Source organism: Micromonospora sp. CNZ296 (assembly GCF_007827635.1).
In genome coordinates, this window is sequence record NZ_VISW01000002.1 from 169,820 (window position 1) to 186,794 (window position 16,975).

Genomic DNA, 16,975 nt, shown 5'->3' on the forward strand with positions numbered 1-16,975 from the left:
ATGACCGCGCGATCAGCCGACGCGTGTGACAGGAGGAGCAGGAGATGACCGGAGCACCGCCGGGGGCGTCGCGGGAGAACGCCGCCCCGGACGAGGACGACAAGAACCGCATCTACGACACCGTGACCGGCCCGCTCTGGCGGACGACCGTCTACGAGCCGGTCCACGGCGGGTGGGAGTTCACCAACATCGCCGGGGCACGCCTGCTCGACGACGTCGCGGCGACCTTCCGGGTCGGCCCGCTGACCCATGTGCTCGAACTCTGCTCCGGCACCGGCGCGGTCGCACGGTACCTCAACCAGCGGACCGGGTGCGCCGTCACCGGCGTGGAGCTGAACGCCGCCCAGCTCGCCTGCGCCCGCCGGGCACGCGCCGAGGCGGGCCCGGGGATGGCCCGGGTGTCGTTCGTGGAGGGCGACGTGACCAGGTGGCAACCGGACCGGCTCTACGACCTGGCGCTGGTCGTCGACTCGCTGTCCCTGCTGTCGGACCCGGTGGCGGCGCTGCGCAACGCCCGCCGGGCGTTGTGCTCGGCCGGGTGGCTGGTCTTCGCGGACACCCTGGCGGGGCCGGAGATGACCGCGGCGACGCAACGCCGCGCCTGGGACCTCGACGGGCTGCGCCCGCTGCCCGGCGGTTCGCGGTCGGACGACCTGTTCACCGCGGCGGGCCTGGTGGACGTGCACCTGGTCGACGCGACCGACACCGCCGTCGCCTGCTTCCAGACCATCGCCGACGCGACCACCGAGCGGGCCGGCGAACTCGCCGCAGTGGTGACGGCGGAGGAACTCGCGGAGTGGCGCACGGCCACCGACTTCTATCTCGACGCCTATCGGAGCGGGCAGCTCACGTACTGGCACGGGCTCGCCCGTCGGCCCCGTCGGGCCACCGCCCGCCAGGCGGCCTGACCCGCCCTCGACAACGAACGGAGCAGACATGATCTTCAAGCGTGAGCCCGTCATCCTCCAGGTGGCACTCTTCGCCCTGTTCAACCTCCTGGCCGCGTTCGGGGTGATCGGGTGGTCCTGCGCCCAGATCGCTGCCGTGAACGCCGCTGTCGCCGCCGCCTTCGGTGTGATCACCCGCCGGCTGGTGACGCCCCTGAGCGACCCCCGGGACGCGCACGGCCGGCGGCTCGCCCCCGCCGGCGGAGGGCCGGACGACGATCGGTCCTACCGGTGACAAGCGGCAGGGGACAGGGGCGTCTACTCGTGCCGCCCCTGTCGCCGGCGCTCGTCGAACTCGCCGGGCGGCGACACCGGCGCGGGGAGGTGACCAGCCGGCTGCTCCTGCAGACCCGCGCGCTCGCCTTCGTCGAGGGCTACCGGCTGCGGCGTGCCGGACGCCGCGACATCCACGAGGAACTGGCACTGATCGAACCCGTCAACCGCGGGTTCGCGTACGAGGGGGCCGCGCTGGCCGCGGCCCTGGCCGACCTCGCCACGCCGCGCCGGGCCCCGGCACCGGGGAGCCGGGACGGCCGGCAGACCCGGCTGGGGCACCTGCTCGACGGCCCCGGCGCGGGCTTCGTCCACCTCGTCCACGTCGGGGCCGGCTGGGCGGCCGCCGTGCTGCCCTGGCGGACCGTCCACCGCCGGCTGCCGCTCGACCCGCTGCTGCGCTGGCTCGCCCTGGACGGCGCCGGGTTCGCCCGCGGCTTCTTCGGCGGGCCGGGCGCGATCCGCCGGCTGGCCCGCCGGCCGGACCGCGACGATCCCGTCCAGACGGTGCTCCGGCAAGGGCTGGGCCGCAGCCTGTGGTTCGTCGAGTGTGGTGACGTCCCGGCGATCGGCCGGCAGATAGAAGGGTTCCCACCGGGCCTGCGGCCCGAGTTGTGGGCCGGTGTCGGCCTTGCCGTCTGTTACGCGGGCGGCTGCTCGGACCGCCAGTTCGAACACCTTCAGACGCTGGACGGCAAGGAGCGCGCCGCGCTGGCCCAGGGCGCCGCCTTCGCGGCCGAGGCCCGGCGCACCGCCGGTCATGTGCCTGCGCACACGGCGGCGGCCGTGGCCGCGCTCACCGGCGTACCGGCCGACACGGCCGCCAACTGGGCACGGGACTCCCGAGATTCCGCCCTCGCCCTCGGCCCTGAGATCGACTCCTACCGGTGGTGGCAGCGGGAGATCCGCCGCCGGGCAACCGCGGCGGCCGGCTGAGCCTCGGCTCCACCGGTCCCGATCCGCACCCGCCGGCGGCGCCCGCCGCCACGAGCAGGGAGAAACCCCATGTCCTTGTCACCGCGTCGCATGCTGCCCGGAGCACTGGTGATCGTGCTGGTCGCCGTCCTCGGCGTGCTCACCGTCCGGCCGTCGCCGAGCCCTCGCGAGGCCGCCGTGCTGGCCGCCCGCTTCGCTTTCGACGTACGCCCGCTGAACACCGCCCCTGCCGGGGCCAGGAACGTTCGTGACGTCGCGCCCGAGCTGTCGGGCATCCGGTCCTGGATCTCCGCGGTGGGCGCCGCGGTCGCGCTCCTCGACGCCGACGGCAACCGGCGCCAGGACGACGTGTGCCTCGTCGATCCGCGGGACGACTCGGTGCGGGTCTTCCCGGCACCAGGCACCGGGGAGCGTTATCCGCCGGCGTCGCTCGTCGCGCCGCCGGGCCCGATCGACCGCGTCGCACCGATGGGCTGCGTCCCGGCGGACCTCGACGCGGACGGCGACAGCGATCTCGTCGTCTACTACTGGGGCCGTTCCCCGGTGCAGTTCCTGCGGGTCGCCGAGGGATGGCGCCCGGTGGAACTGGTCCAGCCGCCGCAGGTGTGGAACACCACCGCGCTCGCGGTGGGCGACCTGGACGGTGACGGCGCGGCCGACATCCTGGTCGGCAACTACTTCCCGGACGGTGCCCGGGTGCTCGATCCGGAGGCCGCCGGGGACGGGCGGATGCGGATGCAGGCGGGCATGGCGGACGCCGGCAACGGCGGCACGAACCGGGCCTTCCTCTCCCGCCCCGGTGCCCCCGACACGGCGCCGGCCTGGCTCGACGCGTCCACCGGAGTGCCCGACCGGGTCGCCCGTTCCTGGACGCTCGCCATCGGGATGCAGGACCTGACCGGGGACCTGCGGCCCGAGGTATACCTCGCCAACGACTTCGGCCCGGACCACCTCCTGGTGAACCACTCCCGGCCGGGGCGGCTCGACCTGCGCCCGGTCCGGGGCGAGCGGACCGCGTCGACGCCGAAGTCGAAGGTGCTGGGCCGGGACTCGTTCAAGGGCATGGGCGTGGCCTACACCTACCCGGACGGCGCCGACCTGCCGACCATCGTGGTCAGCAACATCACGACACCCTGGGGGCTGCAGGAGAGCAACTTCGCCTTCACCCCGACCGGTAAGGGCTCCGACCTGCTCGACGGCCGGCTGCCGTACCGGGACCGCAGTGAACCCCTGGGCCTGTCCCGCAGCGGCTGGGGCTGGGACGTCAAGGCCGTCGACTTCGACGGCGACGGCACCGACGAGTTGTTCCAGGCGACCGGATTCATGGCCGGGGACCGGTGGCGCTGGCCCGAACTCCAGGAACTCGCGATGGCCAACGACCAGGTGCTCCAGCACCCGTGGGCCTGGCCACACTTCCGCCCGGGCGACGACGTGTCGGGCCACCAGGCGAACGTGCTCTGGACGCGGGGGCCCGACGGACGGTACGTCGACGTGGCCGCCCGGAGCGGTCTCGGTCACCTCGACGTCAGCCGCGGCATCGCCGTCGGAGACGTGGACGCGGACGGCCGCCCGGACGCGCTGGTGGCGAACCAGTGGCAGGACAGCCGGCTGCTGATGAACCGGTCCCGGTCGGTCGGCCGGGCCACGCTGGTCCTGCTGCGCGCCGGCGCGGACGGACGGCAGCCCACTCCCGCGCTCGGCGCCTCGGTGGTCGTCCGGCCCGGCGAGGGCCGGCCGGCCCTTCGCGCTCAGCTCTACCCCAGCAACGGTCACGCCGGCGCCTCCAGCACGGAACTCTTCTTCGCCGTCGACCGGGAAGCCCCGTTCACGCTGTCCTGGCGTACGGCCGGCGGGGTGCGGACGGCGGAGGTGCGGCTGGCGCCGGGCCGGCACGAACTGGTGATGCACGACGACGGCCGGGTGACAACGCGATGAGGGCCCGGACGAGCCGGCCCGTCGCGACACCGGCCCTCCTCGACCCGCCGCGGACCGCCGCCGCCCGCCCACCCGGCGAACGGAACCAGGACCCGCTGCCGTGCGGGCCGCCGGCCGCGAGGGACACGCCCCGCCACGTCATCAACGCGACGAGCGTCCTGGTGCACCCCGGCCTCGGCCGGGCCGTCCTCTCCGGTTCGGCCCGGCGCGCGGTGGCGGTGGCCTCCGGCTGCACCGACCTGGAGTACGACCTGCACAACGGGCAGCGGGGGCGGCGCGGCCGGGAGACGGTCGCCGCCCTGCTCGCCGCGGTGCCGACGGCCGCGGCGGCCTACGTGGTCAACAGCAACCCGGCTGCGCTGGTGCTCGCCGCGACGGTGCTCGCGCCCGGCCGGGAACTGGTGATCAGCCGGCGGGAGCTGTACGAGATCCGGGACGGCTTCCGCCTGCCCGAACTACTCACCTCGACCGGTGCCCGGCTCTGCCCGGTCGGTACGGCGGACGGTGCGGTGCTGGAGGACTACCGGCAGGCGGTGTGGTCCGGCACCGGGTGCGTGCTCACCCTGGTGCCGGGCCGCTCCGCCACGGACGCCCCGGCGGACCGGCCGGACGTGGCGGCCCTGGCCGGCCTGCACGTCCCGGTAATCGCGGACATCAGCTCCGGCCTCCTGCGTCCCGAGCCCGCGCTGCCCGGTGAGCCGGACGCGGAGACCGCCCTGCGGCAGGGCGCCACGCTGGTCACCGCCGGCGGCGACAAGTTGCTGGGTGGTCCGCAGACCGGGCTGCTGCTCGGCGACCGGGCGGTGATCGAACAGGTGCGGCGACATCCGCTCGCCCGGGCGATGCAGGCGGACAAACTGGCCCTGGCCGCGCTCCGTGCGACGGTCGCCCACGGCGGCACACCGACGCTCGCCGCCGTCCGGGCCGCCCCCGACGACCTGCGGGCCCGGGGCGAGTCGCTCGTCGGCGCCCTGCGGGCCGGGGGAGTCCCCGCCGAGCTGGTCGAGTCCCACGTCACGGTGCTCAGCGGCGCCAGCACCCGGCTGCACAGCTTCGCGGTGGCGGTCGACCAGCGGCTCGCCGGCCGGTTGCGCGTGGGAGACCCGGCCGTGGTGGGCGAGCTGCGGGACGGACACCTGTTGCTCGACCTGCGCCCGGTGCCCGCCGGCAACGACACCGACCTGGTCGTGGCGGTGCTCGCGGCCGCGTCCCGCCCTTGATCAGGTAGGGCAATCCGCGAGAAGTCGCCCCGGCACGCCGACGCATAGAAAGGAGGAACCCACCCCCCGATGACCGGAGGAAGCCCATGACCGGTTCGGCACGTCTCGGCCGTTGCGCCCGGCATCTGCTCGCGGGCGTACGGACGAGTGAGCGGGACCAACAGGACCTGCTCGCCGCCGCCGACCGGCTCAAGACCCGCCTGGTGCGTCTGCTGTACGCCCACCCGGCGGCCCGGACCAGACTGGCCGGCGTACGGCACCACCTGCTCGACGTGGAGGTGGTGCCGGCGCCGGCCCGTTCGTGGTTCCGGACGTCCCGGCGGCACGCCGGCACGGCCCGGATCCGGCTCTACGACTACGACTCGGACCTGCTGCTGGAGTTCTTCCTCGACCTGCCGTCCGGCCGCCTCACGGCGGTCACCGGACGGGCCCGGGCCCGTCCGCCACTGACCCGGTCCGAGCGGGCCGAGGCGCTCGACCTGCTCCGTGCGGCCGGCCGGCTCGGCCCGCTCGCCGAGGCGAGCCGATGGGTCGCGGTGCCGAGGATCTCCCGGGCGGCGATCGGCGCGGGCCACCCGCGCCGTGGCCACCGCCTCTACACGTTCTTCTTCTGGTCGGCGACCGACCGGCCGGTACGACTCGGCCAGGCGTCGGTCGACCTGAGCGCGCGAGAGGTGGTCGGGGTCCGGGAGGCGGAGTCCGTCGGGAGGTGGGAGATCCGGCCGTACGCGTGACAACGCAGCCAGAGAGAGGGATCCACCATGTATGCAACCCTGCCGTGCCCGTCCGGGCGGTCGAGTTCCGATGACCACGGATCGTGGTAGGCACCGATGCCCACCTCACACGTCCGAGACCGCCGCCGCTTCGCACCGGAGCGCGAACCACGGACCGCCCGGGGTGGTGACCACCTCCGCCGGCTGCCCGGTGGCCTGGTGCTGGCCGTCGCCGTCGCCGTGCAGGCCGCCGTGCTCTGGGCCGAACCCGGGCTGGTGATCGCAGAACTCGGGGCGATGCCACAGCGACTGCGGGAGGTGTTCCGTGTGCTCGCCCCGGGCCTCGCCACCCTCCTGCTCGCCGCGCAGGTCATGAATCTGTTCGGCCGACTACGCCGGCATCAGCGGCGGATCGTGGCCGCGGCGGCCGCCTGGTGGGTGTTCGCCGCGGTCGAGTCGATGCTCGCCGACTGGCGGTCCTCCGTCTGGCTCACCGAGCTGGCCCTCGCCTGGCTGGCGATGAACTGCCTGCGGATCGTCGCCCGCGCGGAGGCCACGGGCCTGTCGAGCGTGGCGCGAGGGAGGTGACCGGTGGACTGGCAGTCCGTGGGGACACCGATCGCCGCCGTCTGCACCGCGATCCTGACCTACCTGGGCACCCGGCACATCGCCCGGGTCGAACGCAGCCGCGAGGAGGCACGTCTCGCCGAGGCGGCACGGGACGAGGCCCTCGTCGTCGAGCAGGCCCTGTCCACGGCCCACGAACAGGCCCAGGCCGCGATCATCATGGAGCGCAACGAGCTGCTGGAGCGCTGGCAGCGCACCCTCGACGAGGCCCGTGACGACCGTCAGCGCCTGCTCCAGGAACACCGGTCCGAGCTCGCCCGGGTCCGCCAGGAGACGCGGGACGAGGTGGCCGGCGTCCGGGAGAGCGCCCAGCTGGTCATCGCCGACCTGCGCGGGCAGATCGTGCAGTTGCGGGCCGAGGTGCAGGCCGTCCGGGACCGGCACCGTCCCGGCCCGTCCGCCGGGGACTGACCGGCCGGCCCGCCCGGGCGCCGGTCCCGGCGCACCGCAAGGCGGAAGAAGTTCCCCACCACCCGCGCGATCTACAACAGACGTACCGATCGCCGCACGAGAACGGTCGCACCGGACCGATTGTTTCCCACTGTTCACGGGCGGGCGGTATCCGTCCCGAGAACATCCAGAGAGGAATGGCGCAGAAATGACAGAGGTACAGAACTTCGGCCGCCAGCTCGGCGACTTCCTCGGCGGTGTCTTCGCCGACGCCGCGGGTGGCGGAGCCGGTGTCTTCCGGCCCGACCCGCAGGCCGAGATCGAGGTCCGGCAGCTTCTCAACGACCTCCAGACCGCCTTCGCGGAGAAGAACGCGGACGCCATCGTCGACAGCCTGGCCGAGGAATTCACCACCTACGAACTCACCTCCGCCGAGGGACACGCGGTGACCATCACCGAGAAGGCCGCCATGCGTGAGTACCTCGACACGCTGTTCCCGGCCGACGGCGAGACGCAGAACAAGTCGGTCTCGGTGAGCCAGGTGCTGGCCAGTTCCACCATCGGTCTGACCCGCGAGGACGGCGACGTCGTCATCGCCCGAACCGACGGCACCTTCGAGCACCAGCCGCTGCGCGCCTCGGCCGTGGCCATCCGCACGGCCGAGGGCTGGAAGTGGCTGCACTGGCACATGTCGGCCGCCGCCCCGCGCTTCCGGGTCAACGCCAACGGCGTGCGGATCCCGCTCGATGGCGCCCCGGCGACCGGCACCCCGGTCGCGGACTGACGTGTCCGCCGGCGGCTGTTCGTCCGAAGCCGCAGCAGAAAGGTGTGTGCAGTGAGTACCTCGTCAGGAAGTTCGCGACGGCAGCCGCCGGTGACCGGCGGCCGCACCGCCGGCCCGGATCCGACCGAGCACGTCAACAACGGAGAGGAGAACATCTACCCGGGATACGTCGCCTGCTACAGCAAGGGGCTGCCGCACGACGACACGGGCGAGGTGGACCCGGAGGCGTACCGGCGGCTGCTGCGGGCGGTCAACAGCGCCGACCCGGCGGACTTCGAGTCGATCCCGCTGGACCCGGCCGGTGCCCGCAAGCTGACCAATCCCCAGGGCGGGCTGGCGGCGAACGCCGACGGCATCGACGCCACCTCCTTCACCGCGCCGCCGGCGCCCCGGCTCGACAGTCCGGAGAACTCCGGCGACATGGCCGAGCTCTACTGGATGGCGCTGACCCGGGACGTGCCGTTCGACCAGTTCGACACCGATCCGCTGGTCGCGTCGGCCGCCGCCGACCTGTCCCGGATGTCGGACTTCCGCGGCCCGAAGGAAGGCGGGGTGGTGACCACCTGCACGCTTTTCCGCGGTGACACCCCGCAGGACCGGATCGGGCCGTACATCTCGCAGTTCCTCCTGCGCGACGTGCAGTTCGGCACCCATCACTACTCCCAGCGGCAGGACACCGTGCAGCCAGGGCGGGACTACGTCACCACGTTCCCCACCTGGCTCGCGGTGCAGCGGGGGTTGTCCCGGGGACTGGCCCCCGGCGACCGGAACCGGACCGAGACCCGGTACCTGCGTACGCCCCGCGACCTGAGCCACTACGTCCACTTCGACGCGGACGCCAGCCCGTTCCAGCCCTTCCTGAACGCCGGGCTGATCCTGCTGCGGGAGCGGGCGCCGCTGGACGCGAACCTGCCGTACCACTGGTCCTCGAACCAGGACGGCTTCGCGACCTTCGGCATGCCGCACCTGTTCGACCTGATCACCTCGGTCGCCGCCCGCGCGCTACGAACCGCCTGGTGGCAGAAGTGGTACGTGCACCGCAGGCTGCGGCCGGAGGCGGTCGGCGGGCGGGTCCACGCCCACCTGACCGGTCTGCACCGGTACGACTTCCTCGACCGGGAACTGCTGGAGTCCGAGGCGGTGCAGCGCGTCTTCGACCGCAACCAGAGCCACCTGCTCCCGCAGGCGTACCCGGAGGGGGCACCGACCCACCCCTCGTACACGGCCGGTCACGCCACAGTGGCGGCCGCCACCGCGACTGTGCTGAAGGCGTGGTTCGACGAGACGGCCCCGCTGGCCGACCCGGTCCAGGTGGACGCGACCGGCACCGCGCTGGTGCCGTACGAGGGCGCGGACGCCGGGCAGCTCACCGTCGGCGGCGAGTTGAACAAGCTCGCCGCGAACATCGCCGTCGGCCGCAACATCGCCGGCGTCCACTACCGCAGTGACTACTCGGCGTCCAGCCGGCTCGGTGAGGCGCTGGCCATCGAGATCCTGCGGCGCCAGAAGTCCTGGTTCAACGAGGACCACTCGTTGACCCTGACCCGGTTCGACGGCACGTCCGTCACCATCTGAGCCCCGTCGCGCCGGCCGGTTGCTGTTCCCCTCAGCGCGCCGGCCGGCGCGACGGCCCTCCAACCCGACCATCCACCGACGGAAACGGTGACCGCTGTGACGTCCGCTGCCGCGAGAGACCTCCGCCTGACGGCCCTGCGCCGCTTCGCCCTGTCCATCACGATCCTCACGGTGCTCGGTCACCTCTTCCTCGGGTTCGAGCAGGCCCCGGTGACGCCGGTGCTGACCCTCCTGCTGGGCTACGCCCTCGACCTGACACTGGAGACGCTCGCCGCCCGGGCCGAGGGCCGCGCGCCCGCCTTCGCCGGTGGCTTCCGGCGGCTGGTGGACCATCTCCTGCCCACACACATCGGCGCGCTGGCCTGCGCCATGCTGTTGTACGGCAACTCCTCACCCTGGCCGTACCTGTTCGCCGTCGCGGCCGCTGTGGGCTCCCGCCACGTCCTGCGGATCCGGATCGACGGCCGTGCCCGGCACGTGCTCAACCCGTCCAACGCGGGCATCGCGCTGACCCTCGTGCTCTTCCCGTGGGTCAGCATCGCGCCGCCCTACCAGTTCACCGCCGGGGTCTCCGGTGCGCTGGACTGGCTGCTGCCGCTCGGTGTCCTGATGGCCGGCACGCTGCTCAACGGCAAGCTCACCGGGAAGATGCCGCTCATCCTCGGCTGGCTGACCGGGTTCGTCGCGCAGGCGCTGCTGCGTGCCCTCCTCTTCGACCACGACTTCGTCGCCGCGCTGCTGCCGATGACCGGCCTGGCCTTCATCCTCTTCACCAACTACATGATCACCGACCCGGGGACGACCCCCCGTGCCCGCGCCAACCAGTGGGCGTTCGGGCTGTGCACCGCGGCGGTCTACGGACTGCTGGTGCTCGCGCACGTGTCGTACGGGCTGTTCCTCGCCCTGGTCATCACCTGCGCCCTGCGCGCGGGTCTGCTCCTGATCGGCCGTCGCCGGCCGGCCCGGGCCCGGCGGGTCCGGCTGCGGGAGGCGGCATGAGGCCGGGCGAACGGCAGATCGCGGTCGTCGGCCTGGCCTGCCGCTACCCGGATGCCGACGACCCGGCACAGCTGTGGCGGTCGGTGCTGGCCCGCCGCCGCGCGTTCCGGGCCATCCCGGCCACGCGCCTGGACCCCGAGCACCGGCTCGGCGCGCCGCACGCGCCGGAGTCCACGTACGTCCGCCGGGCCGGGCTGCTGCGCGACTGGCACTTCGACCGTGAAGCCTTCCGCGTGTCCGGGTCGAGCTGGCGGGCGGCCGACCACACGCACTGGCTGGCACTGGAGACGGCGGCGGCCGCCCTGTCCGACGCCGGCTTCCCCTCGGGCGCCGGCCTGGACGCCGACCGGGTCGGCGTGATCCTCGGCAACTCGCTCACCGGCGAGTTCACCCGGGCCGGCCTGGTACGGCTGCACTGGCCGTTCGTACGCCGCTCGGTCGAGGCGGCGCTGCGGCAGACCGGAGTGGACTCCGCCGTCGCCGCGCAGGTGGTCGACCAGGCCCGGCGCGGCATCGCGGCGGCGTTCCCCGAGCCGGGCGACGAATCGCTGGCCGGGGCCCTGAGCAACACCATCGCCGGCCGGATCTGCAACCACTTCGACTTCCACGGCACCGGCTACACGGTGGACGGCGCCTGCGCGTCGAGTCTGCTGGCCGTCGTCACAGCCGCCAACGCGCTGCTCTCCGGCGAGCTGAACTTCGCCCTCGCCGGAGGCGTCGACCTGTCTCTGGACCCGCTGGAGATGATCGGCTTCGCCCGCCTCGGCGCGCTCGCCGACGGCGAGATGCGGGTGTACGACGAGCGGCCCACCGGGTTCCTGCCCGGGGAGGGGTGCGGGATCGTCGCCCTGATGCGCGCCGACGAGGCGGAACGGCGCGGCCTGCGCGTCTACGCGCGGCTGACCGGATGGGCGACGTCCTCCGACGGGTCCGGGGGCCTGACCCGCCCGGACGCCGGGGGACAGGCGCTGGCGCTGCGGCGCGCGTACCGGATGGCCGGACTGGCGCCGGAGCAGATCGCCCTGATCGAGGGGCACGGCACCGGAACCGCCGTCGGCGACCGGGTCGAGCTGGAGACGCTGGCCGGGATCCGGCGGCACGCGCCCGGGGCGGCGGCGCTCGGTTCGGTGAAGGCGAACATCGGGCACACGAAGGCGGCCGCCGGAGCGGCCGCACTGATCAAGACGGTCCTGGCCGCGTACCACCGGGTCCTTCCGCCGACCACCGGCTGCGAGACGCCGCATCCTCTGCTGCGTGCGCCGGACGCTACCCTGCGGGTGCTCGACGAGCCGGAACCGTGGCCGGGCGGGCGGCTGGCCGCCGGGGTGTCCGCGATGGGCTTCGGTGGGATCAACAGCCACGTGGTGGTGGAGAACGCCGATCCCGCCGCCGTGGGTCGCCGTCGCCTCCCGCCCTCGGTGCGGTCCTGGTCCCGCCGTCCGGTACGACCGGAGATCCTGCTGATCGAGGCGGCCACCACGGCGGAGCTGGCCGAACGGCTCGACCTGCTGGGCAGCTGGGGCGCGACGCTCAGCGACGCCGAGGTCGGCGACGTGGCGGCGACGCTCGCCGCCGGTGCCGGCGGCACGGCCGGGATCCGCTGTGCCCTGGTCGCCGGGGACGCCGACGAGCTGTCGGCGGCGGCCCGCGCGGCGACCGGCCTGCTCGCCACCTGGGACGGGCGCGTCGTGGTGGACGAGGCGGCGGGGGTGGCGTTGGGTGGCGGGCCGCCCGCCCGGGTGGGCCTGCTCCTGCCTGGCCAGGGAGCACCGGTGCGGTACGACGCCGGCCCGCTGGCCCGGCTGCTCGGCGACCTGCCCGAGAGGCCGGCGGCCACCGGCGCCACCGGCACCGAGGCCGCACAGCCGGCTGTCGTGTGGCAGTCGCTGCTCGGGCTCGCCTGGCTGGATCGGCTCGGCTGCGCCCCGGTCGGCGCAGTCGGGCACAGCCTCGGCGAGCTGACCGCCCTCGCCTGGGCCGGTGCGCTGGACCCGGGCCGGCTCGTCGCGCTGGCTGCCGCCCGCGGACGGGTGATGGAGCACAGTGGTGTGCCGGGCACCGGGATGGTGAGCCTCTCCGTCGACGAGACGCGGGCGATCCGGCTGGCGGACGAGCACGGACTCGTGGTCGCGGCGCTCAACGCCCCCGACCGTACGGTGCTCGCCGGGGCCGACGAGAACCTCACCCGGCTGGCGGCGGCGCTGCGCGACAGCGAGGTCGAGGCGATCCGGTTGCCGGTGTCGCACGCCTTCCACAGCCCCGCGATGGAACCCGCGCTGCCGGCGTGGGCCGCCGAGCTGAACACTGTCGAGTTCGCCCCGCCGGCGCGGTCCGTGACGTCCACCGTGACGGGCGCGGACGTGCGGACGGTCGACGACCTGGCGGCACTGCTCACCCGTCAGCTCACCGCCCCGGTGCGCTTCGCCGCCGCCGCCCGCGACCTCGGCCAGCGGTGCGACCTGCTGGTCGAGGCGGGCCCGGGAACCGTGCTGTCGCGGCTGGTCACCCGCTTCCTGCCGGTACCGGCGGTCAGCCTGGACTGCGGCGGTCCGCCGCGCTCGCTCGCCCTCGCCACCGCCGCGGTCGTGGTCGCCGGCGCGGGCGACCTCGCCGCCTGGTACGACGGGCGGCCCTACCGTCCGCTCCGGCCCGGGGCGGCCATGACGTTCCTCAGCAGCCCGTGCGGAGCCGGCATCTCTCGCGCCGGGCTGCCGGGGTCGGGGCGCCCCGGCCCCCCCCCCCGGGGCGCCGACCCCCCCGGGCCGGGGGGGGCCGCCCCCCGAGTGGGCGGACCCGGGGGGTGTGGGGCCCCCCCCCCGGCGGGGGGGGGGGGGCGCCCCGCCGCCCCCCCCCCCCCCGGGGGCCCCCCCCCCCCCGCGGGGGGGGGGGGGGGGGGGGCGCCCCGGGCGCCCCCCCCCGCCCCCCGCGACTCCCCTCCGGGCCGGGTCGAGCAGCCGTCGAGTGTCGCAGCAGCGGTGGTGAGGACCGCCTCCGCTCGACCGGCGCCGACCCCGCCCGAGGCGGACCCGGCCGGGTCGGTAGACCCGGCCGGGTCCGCTCCCCGTCCCGACGACCCGCTCGGCCGGTTGCGCGCCCACCTCGCCGCCGAGCTGGAACTGCCGGTGGCGGGCATCACCCCGGCCAGCCGGCTGCTCGGCGACCTGCACCTGAACTCGCTGCAGGTGGCCCGCACCGTCGCCGCGGTCGCCGCGGCCCTGGGTCGGCAACCCCCGGCCGCGCCCCTGTCACTGGCCGACGCGACAGTCGCCGAGGCGGCCGAGGTGCTCGCGCAACTGCCCGCCGCCGGCGACGACGATGCGCCGGCGCAGGGCCTCGCGCCGTGGGTGCGGCTGTTCCGGCACGACTGGGTTCCGCTGCGGGGACCGCTGTCCGGGCCGCCGGCCGCCGGCTCCGTGCGGTGGCGGGTCGAGGCGCCGGCCGGACATCCCCTGCACACGGTCTTCCCCGCCGTACCCGACGGGACGGCGACGTCGCACGGTCTCGCCGTCGCGCTCGGCCCGGACGACGGCCCGGAGCAGGTGGCCGCGCTGCTGGCCCGCATCGCCGGGCAGCGGCCGGCCCGGCTGGCGATCGTGCACGACGACCACCCGGCCGCCGCCGCCGTGGGCCGGTCGGTGGCGGCGGAGATCTCCGGCTGCGCCGTGACGGTGCTCGACGTGTCCGCGGACGGGGACGTGGGCCTGCTGGCCGGGCTGGCGGTGCCGGCCGGGTACGCGGAACTGCGGGCCGGGCCCGGTGGCGTCCAGCGGCTGGTGACCTCCGTGCACCGGCCCGCCGAGGAGACCCGGGAGGTGCCGCTGGGGCCCGGCGACGTCTGCGTCGTCACCGGTGGCGCCACCGGAATCACCGCCTTCGCCGCGGCGGCCGTCGCCGAGCGGACCGGATGCCGGCTGGTGGTCCTCGGCCGGCGTCCCGCCGAGGACGCCGAGACCGGGGAGGCGCTGCGCCGGCTACGCACGGTCCTCGGCGACGACCGGTTGCGCTACGAGCGGGTCGACCTGACCGATCCCGACGCGGTACGGGAGGTGCTCGGCGCCGGCCGGCTGGGTCCGGTCCGGGCGGTGGTGCACGGGGCGGGGATCAACCGGCCGGCCCAGCTGACCGACGTCACTGCCGGGGACCTCCGCGAGCACCTGGGCGGGAAGGTGACCGGACTCCGGTCGGTGCTCGACGCGGTCGGACCGGACCTGCGGCTGGTGCTCGCGTTCGGTTCCATCATCGGCCGGCAGGGGCTCGCCGGGCAGGCCGCCTACTGCATCGGTAACGAGTGGCTGCGGCACGACGTGGAACGGTGGGCCGGCGATCACCCGGAGACCCGGGTGCACCTCGTCGAGTGGTCGGTCTGGTCCGGGATCGGCATGGGGGTGCGGCTCGACGTGCTCGACTCGCTGCGCCGCCGGGGGGTGGCCGGGATCGCGCCCGACGACGGCGTCGGGGCGCTGTGGCGGATCCTCACCGATCCGACCGCTCCGGTGACAGTGCTCTGCACTGCTGCCTTCCCCGAGTCCGGCACCCTGAGCCCGGCGCCCGCGCCCGGCACCCCCGAGCCGGGCCGGCTGCGCTTCGCCGAGTCGGTGATCGGCCGGGTCGGGCAGGTCGCCACGGTGACCGAGGCGGAGTTGTCCGTCGGGGCGGACCCGTACCTGCGGGAGCACCGGGTCGGCGACGCGCCGCTGCTGCCCGCCGTGCTCGGACTGGAGGCGATGGTGCAGGTGGCGGCGTTGACCACCGGAAGCCGGGCCGGCTGGGCGGTCCGCGACGCGAGCTTCGCCGCGCCGATCGACGTCCCCGAGCGCCGGACGAGGCGGATCCGGGTGGCGGCACTGGCCGCGGAGACCGGCGGGGACGTGGCGGTGGCGATCCGCGCGGACACCGACGGCTTCGCCACGGACCGGTTCGCCGGGACGGTCACCGACCCGCCGGCACCGCCGGCCGCCGCCGCCACGGCGGACGACGCCGCGCACCGGCCGGAGTCACCCGTGGACAGCGGGCGGGAGGCCACCACCCCGCATCCGTGGTACGGCCCGGTGCTCTTCCACGAGGGACGGATGCGCCGCCTGACGCACGCCGGACCGGTCTCGGCGTTCGCGGTGCGCGCCACCGTCGACGCCGACGACCGGGACCGCTGGTTCGCCTCCTTCCTCGGGCAGGAGCTGCTGCTGGGCAGCCCGGGAGGGCACGACGCGGCGATCCACGCGCTGCTCGCCTGCGCGCCGCACCGCAGGGTGCTGCCGGTGGGCGCGGCGGAGGTGGTCGTCTGGCGGCCGCTGCGGGGGCGGCTCACCGTCGAGGCCCGGGAGGTGCGGCACAGTGCCGACGAGTACGTCTTCGACGTGGACGTCGCGCACGCCGGCGTACCGGTGGCCCGTTGGCGGGGTCTACGGCTGCGGGCGGTCGGCGACAACCGGGAGTTCGCGGTGGCCAGGTCCGGCGGCCGGCTCGGCGCGGAGCTGGTGGGCCCGTGGCTGACCCGCCGGCTGATCGAGGCCGGTGCGGTCGACGCGGTCGAACTCGTGGTGGGGCCCGGCCGGCGCGAGGCGGACGGCGCCCGCCGGCTGCTGGCCCGGCATCTCGCCGTGCCCGAGGCGGACGTGGACCACCAGCCGTCCGGCGCGCTCCACGTGCCGGGCCGGTACGCCTCGGCGAGCTACGCCGACGGGCAGGTGCTCGTCGCGCTGGCCGATCGTCCGGTCGGGGTGGACTGGGAACCGGTGACCGACCGGCCTCCGGCCGGGTTGCTGGACGACGGCGCGCGGGCGAGCGCCGAGGAGCTCGGCCGGCGGACCGGTGACGACCCGGCGGTGGCCGCCACCCGGCTGTGGGCCGCCCGCGAGGCGCTGGTCAAGCTCGGCGCCGACCCGGACCAGGTGCTGGCGCACGGGGAGCCGGAGCCGGACGGCCTGCTCGTCTCGACCGGCCGGGACCTGACCGTGGTGACAGTGCCGGCCTGGGCCGACGGGGCGACGCGGGTGGCCGTGGCGGTGGCGACCCGGCCGGTGGCGTCATGACCGGCTGGTACGTCTACCGGCACGTGGTCACCCTGGACGAGACCAACATGGTGGGCAACGTCTACTTCGCCCACTTCCTGCACTGGCAGGGGCACTGCCGGGAGCGCTTCCTCGCCGACCACGCACCGGCCGTCCTGGACCAGCTCCGTCGAGGTGAGCTGACGCTGGTGACAGTGTCGTGCGCGATGGACTACTACGAGGAGTGCTTCGGCCTGGAGGAGATCGAGGTGCGGATGAGCGCCGACGGCCGGGAGGGCCACCGGCTGAGCATGCACTTCGAGTTCCTCCGGGCGGGGCGGGAGGTGGCCCGGGGCCGGCAGACGGTGGCCTGTCTGCGCCCCACCCCGGCCGGGCCGGTTCCCGTCGATCCGCCGGTCGACCTGCGGGCGGCCCTGGCGGCCTTCACCGCCTGACACAGTCGCGGGGGCCCCCCCCGGGGGCGGGGGGGGGGCCGCCCGGGGGGGGCCCCCCCCGCGGGGGCCCCCCCGCCCGCCGGGGCCCCAGCCCGGGGGCCCCACCCGGCGACCCCCGCCGCGGGCGGGGGGGC

General features: G+C 75.2%; 13 protein-coding genes. All 13 read left to right on the plus strand.

The genetic code is table 11. The features are described 5' to 3' along the window. Window positions 1–44 precede the first annotated feature (44 nt). The 13 genes from FB455_RS03710 to FB455_RS03770 all read left to right on the plus strand — a co-directional run bounded on the left by FB455_RS03710 (window position 45) and on the right by FB455_RS03770 (window position 16,841). On the plus strand, window positions 45–908 hold the full coding sequence (locus FB455_RS03710) for a class I SAM-dependent methyltransferase (RefSeq protein WP_013477250.1): 864 nt from the start codon (window positions 45–47) through the stop codon (window positions 906–908). A 28-nt stretch (window positions 909–936) separates the two neighbouring features. Continuing rightward, window positions 937–1,182, plus strand: a complete 246-nt coding sequence (locus FB455_RS03715; protein ID WP_013285672.1) for a hypothetical protein — start codon at window positions 937–939, stop codon at window positions 1,180–1,182. A gap of 29 nt (window positions 1,183–1,211) precedes the next feature. Continuing rightward, window positions 1,212–2,156: a DUF1702 family protein gene (locus FB455_RS03720; protein ID WP_013285673.1), complete on the plus strand. Its 945-nt coding sequence runs from the start codon at window positions 1,212–1,214 to the stop codon at window positions 2,154–2,156. Window positions 2,157–2,225: 69 nt separating this feature from the next. Continuing rightward, window positions 2,226–4,091, plus strand: coding sequence for an FG-GAP repeat domain-containing protein (locus tag FB455_RS03725; RefSeq protein WP_013477248.1), 1,866 nt, complete (start codon window positions 2,226–2,228; stop codon window positions 4,089–4,091). Then, window positions 4,088–5,311 carry an aminotransferase class V-fold PLP-dependent enzyme gene (locus tag FB455_RS03730; RefSeq protein WP_030268737.1) on the plus strand — a complete coding sequence of 408 codons (1,224 nt, stop codon included), beginning with the start codon at window positions 4,088–4,090 and terminating at the stop codon, window positions 5,309–5,311. The genes FB455_RS03725 and FB455_RS03730 overlap by 4 nt, the downstream gene beginning before the upstream one ends. Window positions 5,312–5,397: 86 nt before the next feature. After that, window positions 5,398–6,045: a hypothetical protein gene (locus FB455_RS03735; protein WP_030268739.1), complete on the plus strand. Its 648-nt coding sequence runs from the start codon at window positions 5,398–5,400 to the stop codon at window positions 6,043–6,045. A gap of 96 nt (window positions 6,046–6,141) precedes the next feature. After that, complete coding sequence (locus FB455_RS03740) at window positions 6,142–6,612, plus strand: hypothetical protein (RefSeq protein ID WP_141722500.1); 471 nt, start codon at window positions 6,142–6,144, stop codon at window positions 6,610–6,612. 3 nt (window positions 6,613–6,615) lie between these two features. After that, window positions 6,616–7,062: a hypothetical protein gene (locus tag FB455_RS03745; protein WP_013285678.1), complete on the plus strand. Its 447-nt coding sequence runs from the start codon at window positions 6,616–6,618 to the stop codon at window positions 7,060–7,062. Between the two features lie 187 nt (window positions 7,063–7,249). Continuing rightward, window positions 7,250–7,825: a nuclear transport factor 2 family protein gene (locus FB455_RS03750; RefSeq protein WP_013285679.1), complete on the plus strand. Its 576-nt coding sequence runs from the start codon at window positions 7,250–7,252 to the stop codon at window positions 7,823–7,825. A gap of 51 nt (window positions 7,826–7,876) precedes the next feature. Further along, window positions 7,877–9,400 (plus strand): phosphatase PAP2 family protein, encoded by a 1,524-nt coding sequence (locus FB455_RS03755; protein ID WP_145752217.1) that lies wholly within the window; start codon window positions 7,877–7,879, stop codon window positions 9,398–9,400. Between the two features lie 96 nt (window positions 9,401–9,496). Continuing rightward, window positions 9,497–10,399, plus strand: coding sequence for a hypothetical protein (locus FB455_RS03760; RefSeq protein WP_013285681.1), 903 nt, complete (start codon window positions 9,497–9,499; stop codon window positions 10,397–10,399). After that, window positions 10,396–16,428, plus strand: coding sequence for a type I polyketide synthase (locus tag FB455_RS34675; RefSeq protein ID WP_145752219.1), 6,033 nt, complete (start codon window positions 10,396–10,398; stop codon window positions 16,426–16,428). Before FB455_RS03760 ends, FB455_RS34675 begins: the two co-directional genes overlap by 4 nt. Then, window positions 16,425–16,841, plus strand: a complete 417-nt coding sequence (locus FB455_RS03770; protein WP_013477245.1) for an acyl-CoA thioesterase — start codon at window positions 16,425–16,427, stop codon at window positions 16,839–16,841. Before FB455_RS34675 ends, FB455_RS03770 begins: the two co-directional genes overlap by 4 nt. Window positions 16,842–16,975: the final 134 nt, after the last annotated feature.

Bases quoted from the DNA above. Each gene is read 5' to 3' on its own strand.
- FB455_RS34675 (WP_145752219.1), top strand. From the start codon at position 10,396: ATGAGGCCGGGCGAACGGCAGATCGCGGTCGTCGGCCTGGCCTGCCGC.
- FB455_RS03770 (WP_013477245.1), top strand. From the start codon at position 16,425: ATGACCGGCTGGTACGTCTACCGGCACGTGGTCACCCTGGACGAGACC.
- FB455_RS03715 (WP_013285672.1), top strand. From the start codon at position 937: ATGATCTTCAAGCGTGAGCCCGTCATCCTCCAGGTGGCACTCTTCGCC.
- FB455_RS03725 (WP_013477248.1), top strand. From the start codon at position 2,226: ATGTCCTTGTCACCGCGTCGCATGCTGCCCGGAGCACTGGTGATCGTG.
- FB455_RS03750 (WP_013285679.1), top strand. From the start codon at position 7,250: ATGACAGAGGTACAGAACTTCGGCCGCCAGCTCGGCGACTTCCTCGGC.
- FB455_RS03710 (WP_013477250.1), top strand. From the start codon at position 45: ATGACCGGAGCACCGCCGGGGGCGTCGCGGGAGAACGCCGCCCCGGAC.
- FB455_RS03740 (WP_141722500.1), top strand. From the start codon at position 6,142: ATGCCCACCTCACACGTCCGAGACCGCCGCCGCTTCGCACCGGAGCGC.
- FB455_RS03735 (WP_030268739.1), top strand. From the start codon at position 5,398: ATGACCGGTTCGGCACGTCTCGGCCGTTGCGCCCGGCATCTGCTCGCG.
- FB455_RS03730 (WP_030268737.1), top strand. From the start codon at position 4,088: ATGAGGGCCCGGACGAGCCGGCCCGTCGCGACACCGGCCCTCCTCGAC.